Origin of the sequence: Bacillus ectoiniformans (assembly GCF_016908875.1) — a bacterium.
Lineage (GTDB): Bacteria > Bacillota > Bacilli > Bacillales > Domibacillaceae > Bacillus_BX > Bacillus_BX ectoiniformans.
Genome location: NZ_JAFBES010000014.1, coordinates 26,448 through 49,721, shown reverse-complemented (window position 1 = coordinate 49,721; position 23,274 = coordinate 26,448). Strand labels below are relative to the sequence as shown.

The following is a 23,274-nucleotide window of genomic DNA, read 5'->3' as shown; positions in this document are numbered from 1 at the left end:
AAGGAAAATTCTCAAAAAAACAGCAAGAAAAAAAGCGCGCACATTTTGTACACGCTTTCAGTGTTTTATGCTTGCTCTTCGAATGAAATTTGCACATTACGCTGAGGAGCGAATGTAGAAATTGCATGTTTATATACTAATTGCTGCTTGCCGTCAGATTCGAATAATACTGTAAAATTATCGAAACCTTTAATATAACCGCGCAATTGAAATCCATTTAACAAGAATACAGTAACCAGTGTTCCGTCTTTGCGAAGCTGATTTAAGAATTGATCTTGGATATTTATGCCCTGTTTCATATCGTATCCTCCTCTTTCTCTCTATAAGATATCTTAATTCTATTTTAAATTTAGCTTTCCTGCAATGAAATCCGATATTTCCTTATTTTTTTTCTCAGCTTCTGCTTCATCCGAAAGGTCAAACCATTCAACGGACATTTTATTGCGAAACCAAGTTAACTGGCGTTTGGCGTACCTTCTTGAATTCTGCTTCAGCTGTTCAATTGCCGATTCTAACGATACTTCACCGCGCAGATAACTGTACAGTTCTTTATACCCGATGGCTTGTATAGCTTGTCCGCTCTTAATTCCCTTGTTCCATAATGTGTCAACTTCTTGCAGCAGTCCTTGCTGCATCATCAGCTCTACTCGCCGGTTGATTCGGCTATATAGTTTTTCCCGTTCCATCGTTAAGCCTATAAGCGCCGTTTCATACAGTAATTCAGGCTTTTGCTGAGACTGGTATTCAGACACTGATTTTCCCGTCGTATGTAAGACTTCAAGTGCTCGAATAACCCGCCGGACGTTGTTAGGATGTATATTTGCGGCTGAGACGGGGTCTAGCGCATTCAGCCTTTGATGCAATTCTTCATTGCCGGCGATTTCAGCTTCTTTTTCAAGCTTCTCACGAAATTCCTTGTCTCCGCCTGCTTCAGAAAACTGATAATCATAAATAACCGATTGAATATATAGGCCGGTTCCTCCCACAATAATGGGAATCGCTCCTCTGCTTGAAATTTCCTCAATCTTACCACGGACCAGTTCCTGAAACTCCGCCGCCGAAAAGGCTTCATCAGGTTCTTTAATATCAAGCAAATGGTGAGGAATGCCTTCCATTTCGTCTTTCGTAATCTTAGCGGTGCCTATATCCATCCCTTTGTACACCTGCATGGAATCTCCGCTGATAATTTCTCCGTTGAACTTTTTAGCAAGCCTTATGCTAAGCGCTGTTTTTCCAACAGCAGTCGGCCCAATCAGGACAATGAGTTTCTTACGTTCCTGCAATTCGTTCACTGCCTTCACTTCTTTTTTTCTATCGTATCATAACTGAAGCGGATTGAACATATTTCCCTATTCTCACCACTTTCCCGCAATTTAAACCTAGCAGGACATATTTTTCCGCCATACGCCACTCTTTTTCATAGGTAGCAATGATCAATACCGGTGCACTGTTTATACTGCATAAAAGCCCGCTCCATCAGAGCGGACTTTTATCATTATGGCTGTATATCAACCGGCTTTTCTGCATCCTTTATTTCTTTCTCGAGTTCATCTGTATATGCCGCTTTTGTTTGCTGATCCCAGTTTAGAACAGATGACATTAGCTCGATCACTTCATTCTTATATTGTTTTACCTGTGCAATGTTAAAGAAAACAGCCCCTGTTCGGCGAACAAAGAAGTCGACCGGTTTTACCGTCATCTCATGGTGTATGGCATACATCACTTGCGCATATAAGTGAAGTGGAAGTCCGTTTGTATCAGCCGAAGCTTTCGCAAGCTGGAACAGCTGATCCACATTAGAACCGTACATATGAGCCAGTTTTCTTCCTTCTTCTTTCGTTAACCCATATTGCTCTGCTTGCTTCGCTTTTTGATCAATAAAGGCATGCAGGTTTGCAGAGCCTCCGACGTCTCCGCCTGAAATAGGCAAACGAAGTGTTTGACCATTTTTAAATGTACCGCCGTTTTCATTTAAACGCTTAGAAACTAAATCGACGACTGTTTCTGCCATTTTACGGTAACCTGTTAATTTCCCGCCGGCAATTGTTATTAGGCCGCTCTCATTTTCCCAAATTTCATCTTTACGGGAAATTTCTGAAGGATCTTTTCCTTCTTCATAGATAAGCGGACGAACGCCTGCCCAGCTCGATTCCACATCAGCTGCGGTCACATTTGCTTTTGGGAACATATAATGAATGGCTTCAATCAAGTAATCCCGATCTTCTGCAAGCATTTTTGGGTTCGCTTTATCTTTATCAAAAAATGTATCAGTTGTGCCGACATAAGCTTTACCGTCGCGGGGAATAGCAAATACCATTCGTCCATCCGGCGTATCAAAATAAATCGCTTGCTTCAGCGGGAATTTCGATTGATCGATGACAATATGAACCCCTTTTGTTAAGCGCAGGTTTTTATTGTTGATCGTGTAATCTTTTTTACGAACCGCATCAACCCATGGTCCAGCGGCATTAACTACCTTTTTGGCACGGATCTCGAGTTTTTCTCCAGTTAATACATCTTCTGCTTGAACACCTGTGATTTTTTTATTGTCGTAAATAAAATCTTGGGCTTTCACGTAATTAATAGCTGTTGCGCCTGACTCGATGGCCTTTTTCATCACTTCAATTGTCAAGCGGGCATCATCAGTACGGTATTCTACATAATAGCCGCCGCCTTTTAAACCGTCACTTTTTACTAACGGCTCTTTTTTCAATGTGTCTTCGGCAGAAAGCATCTTTCTTCTTTCTGATTTCTTTACTCCTGCTAGGAAGTCATATACACGCAGTCCGATCCCTGTAGAGAACTTGCCAAACGTTCCTCCTGCGTGCAACGGCAGCAGCATCCATTCAGGTGTGGTTACGTGAGGTCCATTTTCATAAACAATAGCCCGTTCTTTCCCTACTTCTGCAACCATTTTTACTTCAAATTGCTTTAAATAGCGAAGACCTCCATGTACAAGCTTGGTCGAGCGGCTTGATGTGCCTGAAGCAAAATCCTGCATTTCAATGACAGCTACTTTCATCCCCCGGACAGCTGCATCGAGAGCAATCCCTGAACCGGTAATTCCGCCGCCGATTACCACTAAATCATACATCTCATTTTTTAATTCGTTCTTTATCATTTCACGCTCAGTGCTATTGAATGTCATAAGTATTCCCTCCATTTTTTCATTACCCGAAAAGGTCCTGTAAAAAAACAAAAAGAGACCCGTCAAAACACAATAATCACATGATCATTATGTAGACAGGTCTCTCCAGTTCTCCGGACAATTTATTAACTTGTTTTCATTATACTACATCTTTTTATATTTTAAAAGCTAAAGTCGCATTTATTGCTTTTTTCCAGCCATTATAAAGATTCGTTTGTTTTTCTTCATCCATTTTCGGCTCAAATTGTTTTTGCAGTTTCCATTGTTTTGAAATCTCTTCGCGGTCTTTCCAAAAGCCAACGGCAAGTCCAGCTAAATAAGCTGCTCCGAGCGCAGTCGTTTCATTGATGACCGGCCGCTCAACAGGCACTTGCAGCATATCGCTTTGGAACTGCATCACAAAATTATTTGAGACGGCTCCTCCATCGACCCTCAATGTTTTCAAAGAAATATTAGAGTCTGCTTCCATCGCCTCTAAGACATCTTTCGTTTGATAAGCGAGTGCTTCTAGTGTCGCCCGAATGAAATGTTCTTTTGATGTTCCGCGAGTCAATCCAAAAACGGCTCCGCGTACATCACTGTCCCAATAAGGTGTGCCAAGCCCTACAAATGCAGGTACAACATAGACACCTTCTGTGGATTCTACTTTATCAGCATACAATTCACTGTCTTTCGCATCTTTGATCATTCTCATCCCATCGCGAAGCCACTGGATAGCCGAACCTGCAACGAAAATACTTCCCTCTAATGCATAATTAACCTTTCCATCTACTCCCCAAGCAATGGTTGTTAATAAGCCATGTTCAGAAGCCACTGCTTTTTCACCAGTATTCATCAGCATAAAGCATCCTGTACCATACGTGTTTTTGGCCATGCCTTCCTCATAGCATGCCTGGCCGAACAGAGCCGCTTGCTGATCTCCGGCAGCTCCAGCAATCGGAATTTCCTGGCCAAAGAAATGGTACGGTGTCGTTGTTCCATATACTTCTGATGACGGACGAACTTCAGGAAGCATGGCTTTAGGAATATCAAGAATGTCTAATATTTCTTCATCCCACTTCAAATCATGAATATTGTACATGAGCGTCCTAGATGCGTTCGAATAGTCTGTCACATGGGCTTTGCCGCCAGACATTTTCCAAATCAGCCAAGTATCAATGGTTCCAAAAAGCAATTTGCCTTGTTCGGCTTTTTCTCTGGCTCCGTCTACATGGTCAAGAATCCACTTTACCTTCGTACCGGAAAAGTATGCATCAATTAAGAGACCCGTTTTATCTCTGAATAATTGATTATATCCGTCCGCTTTTAGCTGTTCGCATATATCGGCTGTCTGGCGAGATTGCCAAACGATCGCGTTGTATACTGGTTTTCCAGTTTCTTTATCCCAAACAACTGTTGTTTCCCGCTGATTCGTGATGCCAATCCCAGCAATTTGATTAGGTTGTACATCTTTTTCAGATAAAACAGTTGCAATGCAAGCCAAAATGGTTCCCCATATTTCATTGGCATTATGCTCCACCCAGCCCGGTTTTGGAAAATGCTGCGTAAACTCCTTTTGAGCCATGTGCACAGCTTCACCTTGTTTATTAAATAGAATCGCCCGTGAGCTCGTTGTTCCTTGATCTATAGAAAGTATATATTGTTCCATTGCTATTTCCTCCTTATTTGCTGACTGAGTTCGTTTCTAAATGTTCGGCTTTTTCTTTTTTAGTTTGTTTATCTGCTATAAACGACGCAGCTAAAATGATGACTCCTGCAGCCGCTACAAACCAAAACTCCCTCACCATTTCTCCTGTAAACACGGCTCTGTAAAATAAGCCGCCCAAAGACCCGCCGATCAAGGGACCTACCACAGGAATCCAAGCATATCCCCAATTAGAATCGCCCTTTCCCTTAATTGGAAGTAAAAAATGGGCAAGTCTTGGTCCTAGGTCACGAGCAGGGTTAATCGCATACCCTGTAGTTCCTCCAAGTGATAATCCAATAGCGACGATTAATAACCCAACAATTAATGGATTTAGCCCATCTGTAAACTTATTCGCTCCAATTGATAAGATCCCTACTATTAATATAAAAGTTCCGATCATTTCACTTAATAAATTCGAAAAAGTATGTTTAATCGCAGGACCAGTGGCAAATACGCCAAGCTTCGTGCCTTCATCTTCTGTTTCCTTCCAATGAGGCAGGAAATGCAGATAAATCAATGAAGCCCCAAGCATCGCTCCAATCATTTGAGCGGCTATGTATGAAGGTACTTCACTCCAGGCGAAGTCTCCGGTAAATGCTAAAGCGATGGTTACAGCCGGGTTTAGATGGGCTCCGCTAAACTGCCCAACGGCATACACAGCCATCGCAACAGCTAACCCCCATCCCCATGCAATGACAAGCCAGCCCGATCCGTACGCATATGATTTTTTTAAATTTACATTGGCACATACCCCTGCTCCAAAAATAATTAACAAGGCGGTACCAAGAATTTCTCCTACAAAGGGTGTCATATTCCTTCATCCTCTCTCATTTACAAAAGCATTAAGCCTTTCTTTTCGCCATATTGCTTCTGGTTAAACAAAAAAGAGAACAAAAAAATACACAACTAGAACCTTCATGAATACAAAGGCTTCTGCTGTGATTCTCTCATTCTCTTTCACAAATTATTAACTTGACACTTATATTAAAACATTCTGAAAGCGTTGTCAACCATTCTCTTATTCTTTTATTTTAGTGAATATTTTTTCAAACTTTATTTTTGAATTTTGCATATTGTGTAATTATTCTTCAAATTAATTGAAGGGAAATTAGGGTAAAAGGGGGCAAGCCTGTAGTATGATTGAACAAATGGGAGAGGATGTGGAACGATGGAAATAAACTTAAGACAGATGGATTTATCAAAAAAAGTTGAGAGCAAAAAAGATTATAAAAACTTTTTAAAAAAATTTCAGTATCGATTATTAAGTCTGCAGCAGCTGCTATTTCAAGAAAAAATCGGCCTAGTGATCGTGATGGAAGGTATGGATGCAGCTGGAAAAGGCGGCGCTATTAAAAGGATGACTGAAAAGTTGGACCCTCGCGGATTACAGGTGTATCCAATCTCTGCCCCGCAGCCCCATGAAAAACGGTATCATTATCTGCAAAGGTTCTGGAGAAAGCTCCCCCAATACGGACAGATAGCCATATTCGACCGTTCCTGGTACGGCCGTGTTATTGTCGAAAGAATTGAAGGCTTTGCAACGAAAAATGAGTGGGGTCGAGCCTATCAAGAAATTAACGATTTTGAAAAGCTGTTGACAGAAGACGATTACCTCACGATTAAGTTTTGGGTTCATATCAGCAATGATGAACAGCTTGCGCGATTTGAAGCGAGGAAAAATGATCCCCTCAAGCAATGGAAATTAACCGACGAGGATTGGAGAAACAGAGAAAAGTGGGAGCTGTATGAGGAAGCGGCTGAAGATATGCTGCGCTTAACAGATACAGTGGATGCTCCGTGGCATGTCATTGAAGGAAATGATAAAAAATATGCTCGTCTGGCTATTTTACAAACATTGGTTAACCACATCGAGAATCAATTAACTGCAAGAGGCATTCCTTTGCCTGATTATCAGTTATTCGAAAAATAATAAACATCGTGAATGGCGGAAGCTCTTAATAGAAGAGCTTCCACAAGTCACGGTTTGATGTGGTGATCGCACACGCGCCGGCTTCTAAGGCTGCTTCTACTTCTTCCTGCGTGTCAATCAGCCCTCCTGCAAAAATAGGTTTGCCCGTTTCCTCATGAAGTGTCTTTATAACTTTTGGCACCACTCCGGGAAGCACTTCAATGTAGTCCGGATCTGTTTTGCCAATCAGCTTGATGCTTCGCTTAATGGCACTTGAGTCGATAATAAACGCACGCTGTGTGGCATACAGTCCCTTTTGCTTTGCCTTCATGATGGCACTGCCTTTCGTAGAAATAATTCCATATGGCTTGATATATTGAGCGATAAATTCCGCTGCATACTCATCACTGGTTAAGCCATTCATTAAATCCAAGTGGAGAAACATTTTCTTCCCATGCTGTGTTGCGTGATCGACCACACTCTTGACCATCCCGACATGCAGATCTAAAAACACGCCGTATTCAAATGGTGTATCGAGCATTTTTTCAAAATCTTTCATTGTCCGTATGGCTGGCAAAATCTTTTGTCCATGAAACCCCATAATCACTTTCCTTTCTATTTTTTATTTTTCACTCTGCCTAATCAGTTCCCTTATGTTGCCCATTCAATGTTTCAAAAATCAAAACGCAGAATCCCTGTTATGACAGCAATTCTGCGTTTATTTACATGACGCGTTTAAACATTTTTTCCATTTCGTAAATAGAGTAATGTACAATAATCGGCCGGCCGTGCGGACAAGTAAATGGGTCATCGCATTGCCTCAGATCGTCTAAAAGCCGCTCTATTTCATCATTGCGCAAATGCTGGTTAGCTTTAATGGAAGCTTTACAGCTCATCATAATGGCTGCTTCTTCCCTCAGCTTTTTCACATCCACTTTCTTCATCGTCAAAAGCTGCTCGACCATCTCTTCGATCACCTGCTGTTCTTCGCCCCTAGGAAACCACTGGGGATGCGAACGTACGATAAAGGCTCTTTCGCCGAATGCCTCTAAAAAGATTCCGACTTCTTCGAGCTCATGAAGGTGTTCACTGATTTTTAAGCACTCATCTTGAGAATATTCTAAAGTGAAGGGCATGAGCAGATCCTGTAATTCCTTTTCTACCTTGCCGACTTTCTCGCGAAAATATTCATACTTCAGCCGCTCCTGCGCTGCATGCTGATCAATCATATAAAGCCCTTTTTCGTTTTGGGCAAAAATATATGTTCCGTGCATTTGACCGATTGGATACATAGGTGGAATTCGGCTTTCTGAAACATGCTCATCCGTCTTTTTATCCAGATTTCCTTCATTGTCCTCTTCTTCATATAGAGGTTCATGAAACTCCCCTTCATCTTCTTTAGCCAATGAATATCCCTGTTTTTGATCATGTGTAAAAGGCGCAGGCGTGTAAGAGACGGACTCGGAATCATCTTGTGCTTGACTTTGTACCGGTTTGTACTCCACAGGTGCAGTCATCTTACTCTCTCTAGAACCGGCTTCCTGTGCCAGATGGTCAAGTGAAAACTGCTGCTGATCAAAAACAGGTTTTTCCTTCACTTTATGGACTGGCGCTGCATCTGGAATTAACGTCTCCTTCTTAAAGGCTTGCCGGATCGCAGCGGATATTAATTCATTCAGCTCCGGCTCTTTACTGAATCGAACTTCGAGTTTTGAGGGATGTACATTCACATCCACTAATATCGGATCCATCGAAATATTTAAAAGAACAATCGGGTATCTGCCAATCGGAAGCAGCGTATGATATCCTTCTTGAACGGCTTTAGCTAAACTATAATTTTTTATAAACCGTCCGTTCACCATAACAGACATATAATTTCTTGAAGCCCTCGTTATTTCCGGCAGTGAAATCCAGCCGGACAGCTCAAAGTCGAGAGAATTCGCTGAGATCGGAATCATTTTCTTGGCTATATTAAGTCCGTAAATCGCAGCAAGCACTTGACGGACATCACCGTTTCCATTTGTTTTCAGCAATTCTCTGCCATTGTGCCGAAGACGAATGGCTACTTCAGGATGAGCAAGCGCGAGCCGGTTGACCACATCGGTAATATTCCCAAGTTCCGTATGGATCGTTTTCATGTATTTTAACCTGGCAGGGGTATTGAAAAATAATCCTGCTACTTTAATATCTGTTCCTTTTCGGCTTGGAGCGGCTTCATGATGTTTCACCACTCCGCCAGACAAGATGATTCGGCTGCCAGCTCCCTCGCCCGTGCTCGTCGTCATTTCAAGTTCTGATACAGACGCAATACTTGGCAGAGCCTCGCCCCTGAACCCAAGTGTCCGAATGCGAAAAAGATCATTTTCATCTTTAATTTTACTTGTGGCATGACGTGAAAATGCTGTAAGCACATCTTCATTTTCAATGCCTGTCCCATTATCTACTATCCGAATGCTTTCAAGCCCAGCTTCTTCAACATCTATTTCTATGACTGTACTTTTGGCGTCAATTGAATTTTCAACCAGCTCCTTCACAACAGAAGCCGGACGTTCCACTACTTCTCCTGCCGCGATTTTATTCGAGAGCGCATCATCGAGCTGAATAATATATTTCAATTGCCTCACCCCATTCTTTTCTCTGCTTTACTTCTTTACCTTCTTTTGCAGCATATATAAAGCATTCATCGCTTCAAGCGGTGTCATTTCGAGCAAGTCGAAGCCCTTTAACTCCTCAATTACTTTCTTGTCTTTTGACGAAAGCGGTTTAGATGAGGCAGGCGCTGCTTCATTAAAAAATGACAATTGATCCGCTTCATTCGTTTCACTGGCTGATTCATTGACCGGGCTAGATTCACGAACCGATTCATGATCTTTCTTTTCCGCTGAATAAGTGACAGCCGGTTTCTCCTGGCTTTCCAGCTGAATTAAAATTTCATTAGCCCGGCTAATCAGTTCCTTAGGCAATTCAGCTAATTCAGCCACATGAATACCATAGCTTTTGTCCGCCGCTCCTTCTTTCATTTTGTGCAAAAATACGACGCGGCCGTTCTGTTCAATAGCTGAAACATGCACATTTTTCAGTTGGTTTAATTCTTCTTCTAAAATGGTCAGTTCATGATAGTGAGTAGAAAACAGCGTTTTCGCCCCAATCCGCTCATGAATATATTCAATAATCGCTTGTGCAAGAGCCATTCCATCATACGTGGAAGTTCCCCGGCCGATTTCATCAAATAAAATCAATGATTTTTCAGTCGCATGAGTGATCGCATTCTTAGCTTCTAGCATCTCCACCATGAAGGTACTCTGCCCCGAGATTAAATCATCCGCAGCTCCAATTCTGGTGAACACTTGATCAAATATAGGCAGCTTCGCTTCACGAGCTGGCACAAAACAGCCAATTTGCGCCAATATAGCTGTCAGCGCAACTTGTCTCATATAGGTGCTCTTTCCAGACATATTTGGTCCAGTGACTAAGAGCATCTCACGGTGATCTCCCATTAAGCAGTCATTCGGCACATATTCCTGTGAGCTCATCACTTTTTCAACTACCGGATGTCTTCCTTCAATTATAGACAGTTCACGTCCTGCAGCGAGTTCTGGTTTGGTGTAATGACGGGTTTCACTGACAGTAGCAAAGCATTGCAGTGCATCGAGTTCACTAACTAGCCGCGCCAGCCTCTGCAATCGTGGAATGTACTCCTTTACCTGCTCCCTAAGTGCGACGAATAATTCGTATTCAAGCTCCGTGCTCTTTTCATTTGCTTCTAATATCAGCGTCTCTTTTTCTTTTAATTCAGGCGTGACAAAACGCTCACAATTGGCAAGTGTCTGCTTTCGTTCGTACCTGCCGTCTTCAAGCAAATGCAGATTAGCTTTTGTAATTTCGATAAAGTAGCCAAATATCCGGTTATATCCGATTTTAAGAGATTTAATTCCCGTCCGCTCTCTTTCATCTTTTTCTAAACCAGCAATCCAGTGTTTTCCGTTGCGGCTGGCATCACGATACTGATCAAGATCATCGTGAAAACCATCCTTGATCATTCCGCCTTCTTTAATCGTAAGAGGCGGCTGGTCAATTAATGCCTGTTCCAGTAAATCCGTCAATTCTTCACAGGCATCTATTTTGTTAGACAGCTGACGAATGTCGGCGCTATCGATTTGGCTTAGCAGATCTTTAAGAACAGGAATTTGCTGAAGGGACTTTTTCAGCTGAATCATGTCTCTTGCATTCACATTCCCATAGGCCACTCTTCCTGATAGCCGTTCAAGATCATAGACTTCTTTTAAGCATTCGCGGATTTCTTGCCTTTCAAAATAAGAGGCGATCAGCGTTTCTACCATGTTCAGCCGCTGTTCTATATGTGTTCGGTCAATCAGCGGCCGGTCAACCCACTGTTTAAGCAGCCGGCCTCCCATCGCTGTCATTGTTTCATCTAAAAGCCAAAGCAAGGAGCCCTTTTTGCCTTTGGATCGAATCGTTTCTGTTAACTCTAGATTTCGTTTGGAATAATAGTCGATCTTCATATACTGATGGACGTGATAAACCGTCACTGGCTGCAGGTGGTCCAAGCTTCTTTTCTGTGTTCTGTATAAATAATTAAGAAGACGATTAGCGGCTGCTAGCAGCTTGTCTTGCTCAATATTTTCCGTTAAGGAAGAGAACTCTTCTTTTCTATCTGCTGATTCTTCGAACGATAGAGTAACATTCAGCCTTTCTTTAAGCACTCCCTCTAACTCAGGCGCCGTTTGTTTCGCAATTACCACTTCTTTTGCCTGCAATGTAGATAGTTCATTGATCACTTCTTCCACACCATTTAGCAGGGTCACGCGATTTTCACCAGTGGATAAATCGCTTAAAGCAAGCGCATAGGTTTCATCTTCAAAATTGGCAATAGCCGTTAAATAATTGTTCTCTTTTTCCTGAAGTCCCTTACCTTCCATCATTGTTCCGGGAGTAATCAATTGAACCACTTCACGGCGGACTACGCCTTTCGCCTCTTTCGGATCCTCTGTCTGCTCGCAAATCGCCACCTTGTGTCCAAGTTCAATCAATTGTTCAATGTAGCCGGCAGATGAATGATAGGGGACACCGCACATCGGGATTTTACCCCCATCTCTGCTCGTCAAAGTAATTTCTAGCAGCTGACTGGCCTTTGTCGCATCTTCAAAAAACATTTCATAAAAATCGCCTAAACGAAAAAATAAAAAGGCATCTTGATAATCTGCCTTGATTTTTAAATATTGCAAGATCATAGGGGTATATTGAGCCATCGTGTTCCAAACCCTTTCTCTGTTTACGTATCAGTTATATTCAATTTTTGATTATAACATAAAGATGGCCTGATAGAGGGAATCGAAACAAAAGTATGGCACAGAAAAAAGTGCCAGCCGTTTAAATTCGGCAGGCACGCTTGACTAATAATCCTTATCATCATCCATAAATGCTGTATCCAATTGATCAAAATCATCGTCATGCAAATCACAATCCCAATCATCTTCACAGCCATGCGGATGAACCGATACACAAACCTTCGTTTCACCCACTACTTCCACAACAAACTCTCTTTCCACTTGCACCACAATCTTATTGCCTTGCGGTGAAATGACGGCCTCACAGCAATTAGGCTGCTGCAATACTCTTGCAATTACTTCATCGTCATCAAAACAGTGTTCATCACGATATTTCAATTTGATCACATCACGGTAGTCAACCTTTTCAGTCACAACGGAAGTCTTTGTGTTGTTGTGATGCGAGTACCAAATGTTCACATCATAGTGCCCGTGAATTTCCACCGTTTTTCCCATTTTCTTTGCTTTATACTCATGGTTGATGATCCAGCAGCCTAAAATGCTCGATGGATGATGCGGCGGGTGAATCGTGTGATGGGTTTGAGTAAACTTACGGCCTTTGGCAACGACCGACTTTGTAATTATTTCCCTATATTCTGCCATTCGAGCGTACCTCCTCGCTTGTTCTCCATTTATCCTATGCAGAGTAACCGAGTCATGTGCCTAGAAGATTGAAAAAAATTAGCATCTGCCTTATGTCTTTTATTTATATAGATGCTGATATTGAGTACTTTTGCACATACCCACTACAAAAAGATATGCCCTTCTATTCAAAAATATGATTCAAATGACAAAAGTCGTTCAAGCTGGTTTGACAAGCACAGGTTCTTCATTGAAGATTTTTTAAAACTGATAAGGAGGTTCGGAATTGAAAAAGCATTCCGCGGTATAGGCGGAATGCTCTAGGAATTAATCATTAAATTAGCTGCAGCTTCCAGGCATACTGTTCTTTACTTGTGAGCCTGTCTCTCCGCGCAAGATATCTCCTCCGGTAGACTCAATGATTTGATCAGTCACTGTATTGGAGATGGCAGAAGATACGATTTGAAGCAATTCATTCACTTCCACTTGAGAATCTTTAAATTGCTGAACGACCGGAATTTCATCTAGATCTTTTTCAATCTTTTCAATCTTTTCTTCAATCATTTTTAAAGCTTCTAGCTTGCCGTAATGTTGAAAATTAACGGCTTGCTTTTGCAAGCTTTTCAAGCTCGCGATTTTTTCTCTTACTTTTTGATTTTCGTGAATTTTTGATTCAGCTTCTTTAAAAAACGCTACTTCTTCTGTTTCTGAAATCATTTTAGCAAGTTCTGTTGCACGGGCAACGATATCGTCTTTTGTATACTTCGCCATATTATTTCACCTCTGCCATTTCATGTTCTTCTATTACTTCACCGTTTAACGACCACGTTTTTGCATCTGTAATCTTCACTTTCACAATTTGGCCTATTGCAGATTTCGGACCTTTAAAGTTAACAAGCTTGCTTTTATTCGTATAGCCTGCCAAAATGTCCGGGTTCTTTTTACTCTCGCCCTCAACTAGGACATCTACAATTTGACCTTTATAGCTCATCATCGCTTCAGCTGACATTTCATTGACTAGCGCATTTAAACGCTGCAAACGCTCTTTCTTTACTTCCATCGGTACATTATCAACCATTTTAGCGGCTGGCGTACCTTCACGCGGAGAATAAATGAATGTATAAGCTGCATCAAACCCAACCTCGCGATAAAGAGACATCGTTTCTTCAAACTGCTCGTCCGTCTCATTTGGATAACCAACAATAATGTCTGTTGTTAACGTGGCGCCAGGAATCGCTGCTTTAATTTTGCGAACGAGCTCCAAGTATTGTTCACGTGTATATTTTCTCGCCATAATTTTTAACACATCGGTTGATCCAGATTGTACCGGCAAATGAATGTGGTCCATTAAATTGCCTTTCTTCGCTAAAACTTCAATTAAGTGATCGTCGAAGTCGCGCGGATGACTCGTCGTAAAGCGGATGCGCGGGATATCAATTGTTCGGATGTCATCCATTAAATCACCAAGGCGATAATTAATATCTTCAAAGTCTTTCCCGTAAGCATTGACGTTTTGTCCAAGCAAAGTGACTTCCTTATAGCCTTGGGCGGCTAAGTGCCGAACTTCCTGAATAATCTCTTCCGGACGGCGGCTTCGCTCTTTTCCGCGGGTGTATGGAACAATGCAGTACGTGCAGAACTTGTCACAGCCGTACATAATGTTCACCCACGCTTTAATTTTGCCGTTGCGGACTTTCGGCAGATTCTCCACGACATCTCCTTCTTTTGACCACACCTCAATGACCATTTCTTTAGATAAATAGGCTTCATTCAGAATGTGGGGAAGACGGTGAATGTTGTGTGTACCGAATATCATGTCTACCTGGTTATACGTTTTCATGATTTTATTGACGACCGACTCTTCCTGAGACATACAGCCGCAAACACCTAAAAGCAAGTCTGGGCGGTTCTTCTTCAGCGTTTTTAAATGGCCTAATTCACCAAACACTTTGTTCTCCGCATTTTCCCGAATCGCGCACGTGTTTAATAGAATCACATCCGCATCATCGACCGTGTCTGTCGGTTCATAGCCTAACGCTAAAAAGATGCCTGCCATCACTTCTGTATCATGCTCGTTCATCTGGCAGCCATAGGTGCGGATATAGAATTTGCGTCCCTCACCCATGCCTTTAAATTGTTCATCAATAGAGAAATCGCTATGATAGCTGACTTCTTCTTTTCCTCTCTTTTTCGCCTCTTTTAGAGAAGGCGGCATAAAGACAGACTCGAAATACTTGCTGTAATCCTTTTCGGATTTTTTGTCCGAAGAATTCCCAGAAGAATTGGCAAGCTGTCCTTGTAAACGCTGTTGTTCGTTCATCATTTAACTCCTTTCCATTGCTGCAAATAAGCATAAGAACTATCATTATAATAAGAGTTGCTCGTCTATTTTATTACCTCATGCACATTATTTTAGTATATAGCTTTCTATATTATTAGACAACATAAGAATCCGTCCATTTAATTTAGAACTCTGGCATTGGCAAAAATCAGACAAATTTACTGTATATAATCTATTCATGCTATCCGTCAAAAAAGCTCGCCCTAGGGCGAGCTTTTTTACATGAATTCTTTGACTAATTCATTAAATGTTTCATCTTTTAGCTTTAAATCATGTGTCGTCAACGGCTCATCTGAATAACCGTACACAAGTTGCTGATACGACGGTTTTTCTTTATCTTGATAGATAATTCCCGTCACCAGGCTGTCGTGCTTCATCAGGGTGCTCATTGCACTCTCACGGCTTGTGGAATCATACCCTTCCACGTCAGCAAGCTTCGTCAGATTTTCTTTAAACCAGTCATACGTGTTCACTTTATTGTAGGTAACGCATGGGCTGAAAACATTAATGATCGAGAATCCTTTATGCTGAATTCCTGCTTCAATAATGGCAGTCAGCTCTTTCAGGTCTGTTGAAAAGCTTTGGGCGACAAATGTGGCGCCGCTTGTAATCGCCAGCTCCATAGGAGATAAAGCTCCTTCAATGGCTCCTTTAGGCGTCGACTTTGTCACAAAACCTGCCGCAGATCGCGGAGATGTTTGCCCTTTGGTTAATCCATAGATTTGGTTATCCATGACGATATAAGTTAAATCAATGTTTCTGCGCATCGCATGAATGGTATGGCCCATTCCGATCGCAAAACCATCTCCATCACCGCCGGAAGCAATAACAGTCAAGTCCTTATTAGCCATTTTCACTCCCTGAGCAATCGGAAGCGCCCGGCCATGAATGCCGTGAAGACCATATGAATTAATGTATCCTGAAATCCGTCCGGAACAGCCGATACCTGAAATAACCGCCAGCTTTTCAGGACTTAGGCCTGCGTTTGCTGCCGCACGCTGGATGGCCGCCTGAACAGAAAAGTCGCCGCAGCCTGGGCACCAGTTCGGCTTGACATTATTCCGAAAGTCTTTAAATGTTGATTTTGTTGTTGTTGAGGCTTCCATTACTTAACAGCTCCTTGCTACTAGTGTAAATATGATGCGGTTGAAATGGATTTCCATCATACTTTAGCATGCTCTTAATCTTTTGAGGGAAACCTGCATTCATTTTAATGATACTCGCCAGCTGGCCAGTTGCATTATTTTCAACAACCGCTACGTGTTTTGCAGATTCAATTAAAGGCAGGATTTCATCAGTTGGGAACGGGTGAATTAAACGAATTTGCGCATGGTTTACTTTCACACCGTCTTTCTCCAGACGACCGATCGCTTCATCAATTGTTCCGCGTGTTGAGTTAAATCCAATTAACAATAGATCTGCTTCATCATGCTTTGCATTCTTGTAAACAGGTGTATCGAATTGGATTTGATCCAATTTACGCATCCGCTTATCCATTTGTGCCAATCGATTAGACGGAGACTCTGAAGGCTTACCTGTTTCATCATGCTCAACGCCCGTCACATGGTGGATTCCGTGCTTCATGCCAGGAATCACACGCGGTGATACGCCATCTTCCGTTACTTCATATCGTTTGAAATACGATTTCGCTTCCGCTTCAGGAAGTTCTTCCTGCAGGAGTTTGCCTCTGCGGATTTCTACTTTGCTGTAATCAAGCGGCTCGACTGTCTGCTTTCCTAATGACAGCTGCAGGTCAGATAAAATAATGACTGGGCATTGATATTCTTCCGCTAAATTAAACGCTTCTACTGTATCGTAAAACGCTTCTTGCACCGTGCTTGGCGCAATAACGATTTTAGGGATTTCTCCATGCGTGCCATAAATCATGGCCATCAAATCAGACTGTTCTTGTTTAGTCGGAAGTCCTGTTGATGGACCGCCGCGCTGAGTGTCCACTACCACAAGCGGCGTTTCCGTCATGCCGGCAAGCCCAATCGCTTCCATCATCAATGAAAGGCCCGGTCCTGCTGAAGCTGTGAATGAACGGATTCCGCCGTAGTTAGCGCCAATTGCCATCGTGGCAGCAGCAATTTCATCCTCTGTCTGAATGACTGTTCCGCCGACAGTTGGCAGTTTATCTATTAAATATTCCATTATCTCAGATGCAGGTGTAATCGGGTATGCTGCCATTAAACGCACGCCGCCAGCCAATGCCCCAAGAGCAATCGCATCATTGCCGATCATGAACATCCGCTGTTTGCCATCCGCTTTAGCTAGTTCTAGAGAACCAGCCTTCTCACCAAGTTTTTCAAGCATATGCAGATAGCCTTGCTTAATAGCTTCCATGTTCTTTTCTACCACAGCTTCGCCTTTTCGGCCGAAGATTTCTTGGACTACACCTAAGAATACTTGCACATCTAAGTTAATGACTGCACAAGTAGCACCGACAGCCACCATGTTTTTCATCAAAGAAGTGCCTAATTCTGTTGCCATTTCAGTAAAAGGAACAGCGTACATCTCAGCATTCGTATCATCCGGCTTTACCGGCTTAAACTTAGCATCTGCAATAATAATTCCGCCGTCATGCAATTCATGGTAGTTCACATCAATGGTTTCTTGATCAAAAGCGACTAGTATATCTAAATCATCCGCTACTGCACGAACCTGAGTTGTGCTTACGCGAATTTTGTTATTCGTATGTCCTCCTTTAATACGGGAAGAGAAATGGCGATAGCCATATAAAAAATATCCTAAACGATTTAAAGCCATGGAGAATATTTCTCCTGTACTTTCAATTCCTTCGCCTTGCTGTCCGCCAACTTTCCAAGAAAGCTGTTCTATCATTGGTATAACACTCCTTTAATACGCTCGAATCTCCTTAGCTCGTTCCTAACATAGTGTATCACTTTTCCAAAAAAATCACTACATAAAAGGGCTTGGTCAGTCTGGAAAGTATCGAACGAAATTATGATATAAAAAATTTTCAACTTGGCTGGCAGAATAATGTTTATCTAACAGCTCCGCCAATTGAAGATAACCTTGAAAGGAATCTAAACCTGGAATTGTTTCATCAATTCCATCAAAATCTGATCCAAACCCCAGATGGAATTCTCCGCCGAGTCCGCAAACATAATCCACATGCTGTAAAAAATCTGCTATAGAAGGCTTAGGATGATCTTTGACAAAGAACGGCACAAAGGTCAGCCCTATCACACTGTTTTTTTGAATGAGCGCCTTTATTTGATCGTCTTTTAAATTGCGAGGATGCGGACAAAGACTATAGGAATTAGAATGACTGGCAACTGGGTAATCAGCGAGCTCAAGCACATCCCAGAATGCCTTTTCTGACAAATGGGAGACATCTGTCCATATCTTCATCTGATTGAGTTCTTCAACAACCTGACGGCCAAATGCAGTCAGTCCCGCTCCCCGGCTCTCCATCGCTCCATCTGCTAATGTATTCGCATAGTTCCATGTCAAACCTACAGAACAAACCCCCAGCCGCTTAAGTGTTCTAAGCTTCATCAAGTCCTCTTGAATGGCTTCACATCCTTCCAGCGTTAAGACGACGCCTATCTCATGTTCTTTCAGGTTTTGTATATCCCTTTTTGAAGTAATCACTTGAATATCGGCATGCGGTTTTACGATTCTTTCATAAAACAGATCCACTTGTTCAAGTGCTGCTTCAAACCGCCTCGATGGCGGCAGGGAAGGCGAAAGAAAGATGGCGAAACACTGGACCTTTGCACCTGCATTTTTTAATTCCTGATATGTAACATGCAATGGACCTGATTTTGAAAAATGAAGATCTTTTTCGTTCTGTAAACGATATAACACATCACAATGTGCATCAAAAATCATGAACAGCCCTCCACACTAAAACATATTAAATTAATCGGATTAGTATATTTTATTAGTCTACGCCTATTTTTCTTAAATTGCAAAAGTTTTTTGAAAAAATTAAAATTCCCTAAAATAAAGAGAGGCTGAACATTCTCAGCCTCTCTTTTCCACCTGCCTAACGCGGTTCCACAATCAATTTAATCGCTGTCCTCTCTTCACCATCAATTAAGATATCGGTAAAGGCAGGTATGCAGATTAAATCCACACCGCTTGGCGCCACAAAACCTCTGGCAATGGCAACGGCTTTTACCGCCTGATTCAAGGCTCCGGCTCCAATTGCCTGAATTTCAGCCGCCCCTCTTTCCCGAAGAACACCGGCTAGTGCACCAGCTACAGAATTTGGATTAGATTTTGCCGAAACTTTTAATATATCCATTCCTTGTCCCCCTTTTGTTAAACCACACCGCATGCTCATTCCATAGTGAACACAGTTGGTCGCTTCCCTTCCATTGCTACTATATTCAATACAACAGTCAGGTATTACACTAGAAGTGGAAACTAAGGGGAAACGCTAAATTATTCTGCAATAAAAGGTGAATCTTCATTAATTAAAATGCGATTGATCGATTTAGCTTTTCCTGTCTTGCGGTCGATTTCAATCACACACGCGCTTAATTGCGCACGGCCGCTTTTCGGCACTTCAAATCTGACTGGCAGACTGGTTAAGAACCGCTTTAAAACGGGTTCTTTCTCCATGCCTAGAACACTGTCATATGGCCCAGTCATCCCTACATCAGACAGATAGGCTGTACCGCCGGGAAGCACACGATTATCAGCTGTCTGTACATGTGTATGAGTACCTACTACGGCTGATACTCTCCCATCTAAAAACCAGCCCAGCGCTTGCTTCTCGCTCGTTGCTTCTGCGTGAAAATCCACAAAAATAATCGGTGTGCGCTCTCGAGCTTCCTCCACTAGCCTCTCTACTTCTTGAAACGGATCATCTAATGCAGGCATAAATGTGCGGCCTTGAAGATTAATGACCGCTACCTCTACTCCCGCATTTTTCACAAATACCATTCCATTCCCTGGCGTGCCTTTAGGAAAATTAGCTGGACGGACAAGCCATTTTGCCTTATCAATAAATTCAAAAATGTCCTTATTATCCCATGCATGATTGCCTAGCGTGACCGCATTTGCTCCATCGTTCATAAATTGACGATAAATTTTCTCCGTTATGCCTCGCCCTGCAGCCGCATTTTCTCCATTTACGATCGTCAGTTCAGGCATATATTTCTTTTTTAGCCGCGGCAAATACTCACTTACCATATCTCTTCCCGGCGATCCTACAACATCACCAACAAATAATATTTTCATAAAGCCGTCCTTTCTTCTTGTTGCTTTTATTCATTGCATAAGGAAAGCGGTGTGAATAATCACACCGCTTTATTTTGCATATTCAACAGCACGTGTTTCTCTAATAACTGTAACTTTAATGTGACCTGGATAATCCAGTTCACCTTCGATTCTTTTACGGATATCGCGCGCTAAACGATGAGATTGTAAATCATCAATTTGCTCCGGCTTAACCATGATACTCACTTCACGGCCTGCTTGGATCGCAAATGATTTCTCTACACCATCATATGATTCAGAGATTTCTTCAAGCTTCTCTAAACGACGGATGTAATTTTCAAGTGTTTCACTGCGGGCGCCTGGTCTAGCAGCAGACAAGGCATCGGCAGCTGCTACAAGTACTGCAATCACTGATGTTGGTTCAGTATCTCCGTGATGAGAAGCAATACTGTTAATAACAACCGGGTGTTCTTTGTACTTCGTACCTAATTCCACTCCGATTTCAACATGACTTCCTTCTACTTCATGATCGACTGCTTTTCCAATATCGTGAAGCAATCCTGCTCGGCGGGCTAGAATTTCATCTTCACCCAGTTCTGCTGCAAGCAATCCGGAAAGGTAGGCTACCTCCATCGAATGCTTCAGTACATTTTGACCGTAGCTTGTACGGAATTTCAAACGGCCTAAAATTTTGATTAGATCTGGATGGAGCCCGTGGACACCTACTTCAAAAGTAGTTTGTTCACCGATTTCACGGATATATTCATCCACTTCTCTTCTGGCTTTGTCCACCATTTCTTCAATTCGTGCCGGATGGATACGACCATCTTGAACCAGTTTTTCGAGAGCAATTCTCGCTGTTTCACGGCGAATCGGATCAAAACCGGAAAGAATAACAGCTTCTGGGGTATCATCGATAATTAAATCGATTCCCGTCAGTGTTTCTAGCGTTCGAATATTTCGGCCTTCACGTCCGATAATTCGACCTTTCATTTCATCGTTTGGCAAGTTAACAACTGATACCGTTGTTTCAGCTACATGATCTGCAGCACAACGCTGAACGGCTAAAGATAGAATTTCTTTCGCCTTTTTATCCGCATCCTCTTTGGCGCGATTTTCTTGCTCTTTTACCATGATAGCTATATCATGAGCAAGCTCTTGCTCGACGCGATCTAATATAATCGCACGGGCTTCATCGCGAGTGAGGCTAGAAATACGTTCAAGTTCAGATTGCTGTTTCTTAACCATCTCATCCACTTTGCTGTCCATCTCTTCAATATGTTGTTGTCTTTCATTAAGAGATTCTTCTTTCTTCTCGAGCATCGCTTCGCGTTTGTTAAGCGTATGATCTTTCCGATCGAGGTTCTCTTCTTTTTGTAACAAACGATTTTCTTGTTTTTGCAATTCGTTTCTTCGTTCACGAAGTTCTAATTCGGTCTCTGTACGAAGCTTATGAATTTCGTCCTTTGCTTCTAGCAGGGCTTCTTTCTTCAAAGCTTCTGCTTCACGCTTTGCGTCGTCAATAATTTGATCCGCTGCGCTTTTCGCTCCTGCGATTTTTGTTTCAGCAATGGATTTCCGAACAAAATAGCCAACAACTACACCGACGATTAGGCCAAGCAAAATGGAGATGATTGTAATGGGTTCCATCTTTTCACCTCCCCTTGCTATGATCTTTTGCCATGCTTTTAACATGTCGGCTGATACATTGTGAATTCTTTCAATATTCAGCTCTAAGCTTTCCTTTTTAAAGAGAAAAAAATGTAAAATATACATGTTAATTTTATAGGTGGAAAAAATCCTTGTCAAGGGTTTCGTTTGACAGTCTAAGTATTATTGTCTGATATCTGCATATAGGGGCAACGCCGAGTGGCATTGCCCCTATCGATTTACTTATTCATCGAGCAAGTTAAACTCTTCCTCTGGATTCTCATCTGCAGGTTCTAGCACTTCTGCATCCAGTCCATAATGCTGACGGATTTTAAGCATAATCTCCTGACGGACATCCGGATTCTCTTTTAAGAATTGTTTCGCATTTTCACGGCCCTGGCCTAAACGCTCTTCATTGTACGAATACCACGCACCGCTTTTTTGTACGATATCTTCCTCGGAGCCCAGGTCAATGATTTCCCCTTCTCTGGAAATACCTTCACCGTACATGATATCTACTTCAGCTACACGGAATGGAGGAGCCACTTTATTTTTTACAACTTTGATCTTCGTCTTATTCCCTACCATTTCATTGCCTTGTTTAAGTGCTTCTGCGCGACGCACTTCTAAACGGACAGAACTGTAGAATTTAAGCGCACGTCCCCCTGGAGTAACTTCTGGATTGCCAAACATCACGCCGACCTTTTCACGAATCTGGTTGATAAAGATAGCAATCGTTTTCGATTTATTGATGGCACCTGACAATTTACGAAGGGCCTGTGACATCAAACGAGCCTGCAAACCAACGTGAGAGTCACCCATTTCCCCTTCAATTTCCGCTTTCGGTACAAGTGCGGCTACTGAGTCAATAACAAGAATATCAACCGCTCCGCTTCGCACTAGAGCTTCGGCAATTTCAAGAGCCTGTTCTCCAGTATCGGGTTGTGAGAGCAATAATTCATCAATATTGACCCCTAATTTTTGCGCATAGACAGGATCTAGCGCGTGTTCAGCATCGATAAATGCCGCTTGGCCGCCTTTGGCCTGCACTTCTGCAATGGCATGCAGAGCGACAGTCGTTTTACCCGAGCTTTCAGGTCCATAGATTTCAATAATACGTCCTCTTGGATATCCACCTACTCCAAGAGCAGCATCTAAAGCTAATGAACCGCTTGGGAACGTAGAAATCTTACGTTCAGTCTGTTCACCTAATTTCATAATTGAACCTTTACCAAATTGCTTCTCAATTTGTTTTAAGGCCATGTCTAACGCTGATTGACGATCGTTCACTCAAATTCCTCCCTAAAATGACAATCTATAAAATAAACATTCACTTAAATTACTGTTTCAAAACCTACTATTACTATACCTGTTATTTGAGACGATTTCAAGCAAAAATCGAACATTTAT

The 23,274-nt window shown here is 42.2% G+C and carries 19 protein-coding genes; 1 reads left to right on the top strand and 18 read right to left on the bottom strand.

What is annotated here, in order from left to right; genetic code table 11:
• Positions 1–65: 65 nt before the first annotated feature.
• The 5 genes from hfq to JOC78_RS14975 form a co-directional block, all read right to left on the bottom strand.
• The gene (hfq, locus tag JOC78_RS14995; RefSeq protein WP_204557341.1) at positions 66–299 is read right to left on the bottom strand and encodes an RNA chaperone Hfq; all 234 of its coding nucleotides are present in this window, start codon (positions 297–299) and stop codon (positions 66–68) included.
• Between the two features lie 39 nt (positions 300–338).
• Positions 339–1,283, bottom strand: a complete 945-nt coding sequence (gene miaA, locus JOC78_RS14990; protein ID WP_204557378.1) for a tRNA (adenosine(37)-N6)-dimethylallyltransferase MiaA — start codon at positions 1,281–1,283, stop codon at positions 339–341.
• Positions 1,284–1,495: 212 nt separating this feature from the next.
• On the bottom strand, positions 1,496–3,148 hold the full coding sequence (locus JOC78_RS14985; RefSeq protein ID WP_204557333.1) for a glycerol-3-phosphate dehydrogenase/oxidase: 1,653 nt from the start codon (positions 3,146–3,148) through the stop codon (positions 1,496–1,498).
• A 154-nt stretch (positions 3,149–3,302) separates the two neighbouring features.
• Positions 3,303–4,796 (bottom strand): glycerol kinase GlpK, encoded by a 1,494-nt coding sequence (glpK, locus tag JOC78_RS14980; protein ID WP_204557331.1) that lies wholly within the window; start codon positions 4,794–4,796, stop codon positions 3,303–3,305.
• 13 nt (positions 4,797–4,809) lie between these two features.
• Positions 4,810–5,646 (bottom strand): MIP/aquaporin family protein, encoded by an 837-nt coding sequence (locus tag JOC78_RS14975; RefSeq protein WP_204557330.1) that lies wholly within the window; start codon positions 5,644–5,646, stop codon positions 4,810–4,812.
• Between the two features lie 357 nt (positions 5,647–6,003).
• Here JOC78_RS14975 and JOC78_RS14970 point away from each other — a divergent pair, with 357 nt between their 5' ends.
• Positions 6,004–6,765 (top strand): polyphosphate kinase 2 family protein, encoded by a 762-nt coding sequence (locus JOC78_RS14970; protein ID WP_204557329.1) that lies wholly within the window; start codon positions 6,004–6,006, stop codon positions 6,763–6,765.
• Positions 6,766–6,790: 25 nt separating this feature from the next.
• Here the strand turns inward: JOC78_RS14970 and JOC78_RS14965 are convergent, their stop codons facing one another.
• The 13 genes from JOC78_RS14965 to recA all read right to left on the bottom strand — a co-directional run bounded on the left by JOC78_RS14965 (position 6,791) and on the right by recA (position 23,154).
• Positions 6,791–7,345 (bottom strand): glycerol-3-phosphate responsive antiterminator, encoded by a 555-nt coding sequence (locus JOC78_RS14965; RefSeq protein WP_204557328.1) that lies wholly within the window; start codon positions 7,343–7,345, stop codon positions 6,791–6,793.
• Between the two features lie 121 nt (positions 7,346–7,466).
• Positions 7,467–9,359 carry a DNA mismatch repair endonuclease MutL gene (gene mutL / locus JOC78_RS14960; protein WP_204557327.1) on the bottom strand — a complete coding sequence of 631 codons (1,893 nt, stop codon included), beginning with the start codon at positions 9,357–9,359 and terminating at the stop codon, positions 7,467–7,469.
• A gap of 27 nt (positions 9,360–9,386) precedes the next feature.
• On the bottom strand, positions 9,387–12,014 hold the full coding sequence (mutS, locus tag JOC78_RS14955) for a DNA mismatch repair protein MutS (protein ID WP_204557326.1): 2,628 nt from the start codon (positions 12,012–12,014) through the stop codon (positions 9,387–9,389).
• A gap of 144 nt (positions 12,015–12,158) precedes the next feature.
• The gene (gene cotE, locus JOC78_RS14950) at positions 12,159–12,695 is read right to left on the bottom strand and encodes an outer spore coat protein CotE (RefSeq protein ID WP_204557324.1); all 537 of its coding nucleotides are present in this window, start codon (positions 12,693–12,695) and stop codon (positions 12,159–12,161) included.
• Between the two features lie 318 nt (positions 12,696–13,013).
• Positions 13,014–13,445 carry a YlbF/YmcA family competence regulator gene (locus JOC78_RS14945; protein ID WP_204557322.1) on the bottom strand — a complete coding sequence of 144 codons (432 nt, stop codon included), beginning with the start codon at positions 13,443–13,445 and terminating at the stop codon, positions 13,014–13,016.
• 1 nt (position 13,446) lies between these two features.
• A complete protein-coding gene (gene miaB / locus JOC78_RS14940) occupies positions 13,447–14,994 on the bottom strand; it encodes a tRNA (N6-isopentenyl adenosine(37)-C2)-methylthiotransferase MiaB (RefSeq protein ID WP_204557319.1) in 1,548 nt (515 codons plus the stop codon).
• A 239-nt stretch (positions 14,995–15,233) separates the two neighbouring features.
• Positions 15,234–16,121 carry a 2-oxoacid:ferredoxin oxidoreductase subunit beta gene (locus tag JOC78_RS14935; protein ID WP_204557316.1) on the bottom strand — a complete coding sequence of 296 codons (888 nt, stop codon included), beginning with the start codon at positions 16,119–16,121 and terminating at the stop codon, positions 15,234–15,236.
• Positions 16,087–17,859, bottom strand: coding sequence for a 2-oxoacid:acceptor oxidoreductase subunit alpha (locus JOC78_RS14930; RefSeq protein ID WP_204557313.1), 1,773 nt, complete (start codon positions 17,857–17,859; stop codon positions 16,087–16,089). Before JOC78_RS14930 ends, JOC78_RS14935 begins: the two co-directional genes overlap by 35 nt.
• 96 nt (positions 17,860–17,955) lie before the next feature.
• On the bottom strand, positions 17,956–18,876 hold the full coding sequence (locus tag JOC78_RS14925) for a dipeptidase (protein ID WP_204557311.1): 921 nt from the start codon (positions 18,874–18,876) through the stop codon (positions 17,956–17,958).
• Positions 18,877–19,033: 157 nt separating this feature from the next.
• Positions 19,034–19,294: a stage V sporulation protein SpoVS gene (spoVS, locus tag JOC78_RS14920; protein WP_026566505.1), complete on the bottom strand. Its 261-nt coding sequence runs from the start codon at positions 19,292–19,294 to the stop codon at positions 19,034–19,036.
• 140 nt (positions 19,295–19,434) lie between these two features.
• On the bottom strand, positions 19,435–20,235 hold the full coding sequence (locus JOC78_RS14915; RefSeq protein WP_204557308.1) for a TIGR00282 family metallophosphoesterase: 801 nt from the start codon (positions 20,233–20,235) through the stop codon (positions 19,435–19,437).
• A 69-nt stretch (positions 20,236–20,304) separates the two neighbouring features.
• Positions 20,305–21,864 carry a ribonuclease Y gene (gene rny / locus JOC78_RS14910; protein ID WP_204557306.1) on the bottom strand — a complete coding sequence of 520 codons (1,560 nt, stop codon included), beginning with the start codon at positions 21,862–21,864 and terminating at the stop codon, positions 20,305–20,307.
• 243 nt (positions 21,865–22,107) lie between these two features.
• Entirely contained in the window at positions 22,108–23,154 is a 1,047-nt protein-coding gene (recA, locus tag JOC78_RS14905; RefSeq protein WP_204557303.1) for a recombinase RecA, read from the bottom strand.
• Positions 23,155–23,274: the final 120 nt, after the last annotated feature.

Bases quoted from the DNA above. Each gene is read 5' to 3' on its own strand.
- JOC78_RS14945 (WP_204557322.1), bottom strand. From the start codon at position 13,445: ATGGCGAAGTATACAAAAGACGATATCGTTGCCCGTGCAACAGAACTT.
- rny (WP_204557306.1), bottom strand. From the start codon at position 21,864: ATGGAACCCATTACAATCATCTCCATTTTGCTTGGCCTAATCGTCGGT.
- miaB (WP_204557319.1), bottom strand. From the start codon at position 14,994: ATGAACGAACAACAGCGTTTACAAGGACAGCTTGCCAATTCTTCTGGG.
- JOC78_RS14970 (WP_204557329.1), top strand. From the start codon at position 6,004: ATGGAAATAAACTTAAGACAGATGGATTTATCAAAAAAAGTTGAGAGC.
- JOC78_RS14935 (WP_204557316.1), bottom strand. From the start codon at position 16,121: ATGGAAGCCTCAACAACAACAAAATCAACATTTAAAGACTTTCGGAAT.
- hfq (WP_204557341.1), bottom strand. From the start codon at position 299: ATGAAACAGGGCATAAATATCCAAGATCAATTCTTAAATCAGCTTCGC.
- JOC78_RS14965 (WP_204557328.1), bottom strand. From the start codon at position 7,345: ATGGGGTTTCATGGACAAAAGATTTTGCCAGCCATACGGACAATGAAA.
- JOC78_RS14930 (WP_204557313.1), bottom strand. From the start codon at position 17,859: ATGATAGAACAGCTTTCTTGGAAAGTTGGCGGACAGCAAGGCGAAGGA.
- JOC78_RS14915 (WP_204557308.1), bottom strand. From the start codon at position 20,235: ATGAAAATATTATTTGTTGGTGATGTTGTAGGATCGCCGGGAAGAGAT.
- JOC78_RS14975 (WP_204557330.1), bottom strand. From the start codon at position 5,646: ATGACACCCTTTGTAGGAGAAATTCTTGGTACCGCCTTGTTAATTATT.
- JOC78_RS14925 (WP_204557311.1), bottom strand. From the start codon at position 18,876: ATGATTTTTGATGCACATTGTGATGTGTTATATCGTTTACAGAACGAA.
- cotE (WP_204557324.1), bottom strand. From the start codon at position 12,695: ATGGCAGAATATAGGGAAATAATTACAAAGTCGGTCGTTGCCAAAGGC.
- glpK (WP_204557331.1), bottom strand. From the start codon at position 4,796: ATGGAACAATATATACTTTCTATAGATCAAGGAACAACGAGCTCACGG.
- spoVS (WP_026566505.1), bottom strand. From the start codon at position 19,294: ATGGATATATTAAAAGTTTCGGCAAAATCTAATCCAAATTCTGTAGCT.
- mutS (WP_204557326.1), bottom strand. From the start codon at position 12,014: ATGGCTCAATATACCCCTATGATCTTGCAATATTTAAAAATCAAGGCA.
- JOC78_RS14985 (WP_204557333.1), bottom strand. From the start codon at position 3,148: ATGACATTCAATAGCACTGAGCGTGAAATGATAAAGAACGAATTAAAA.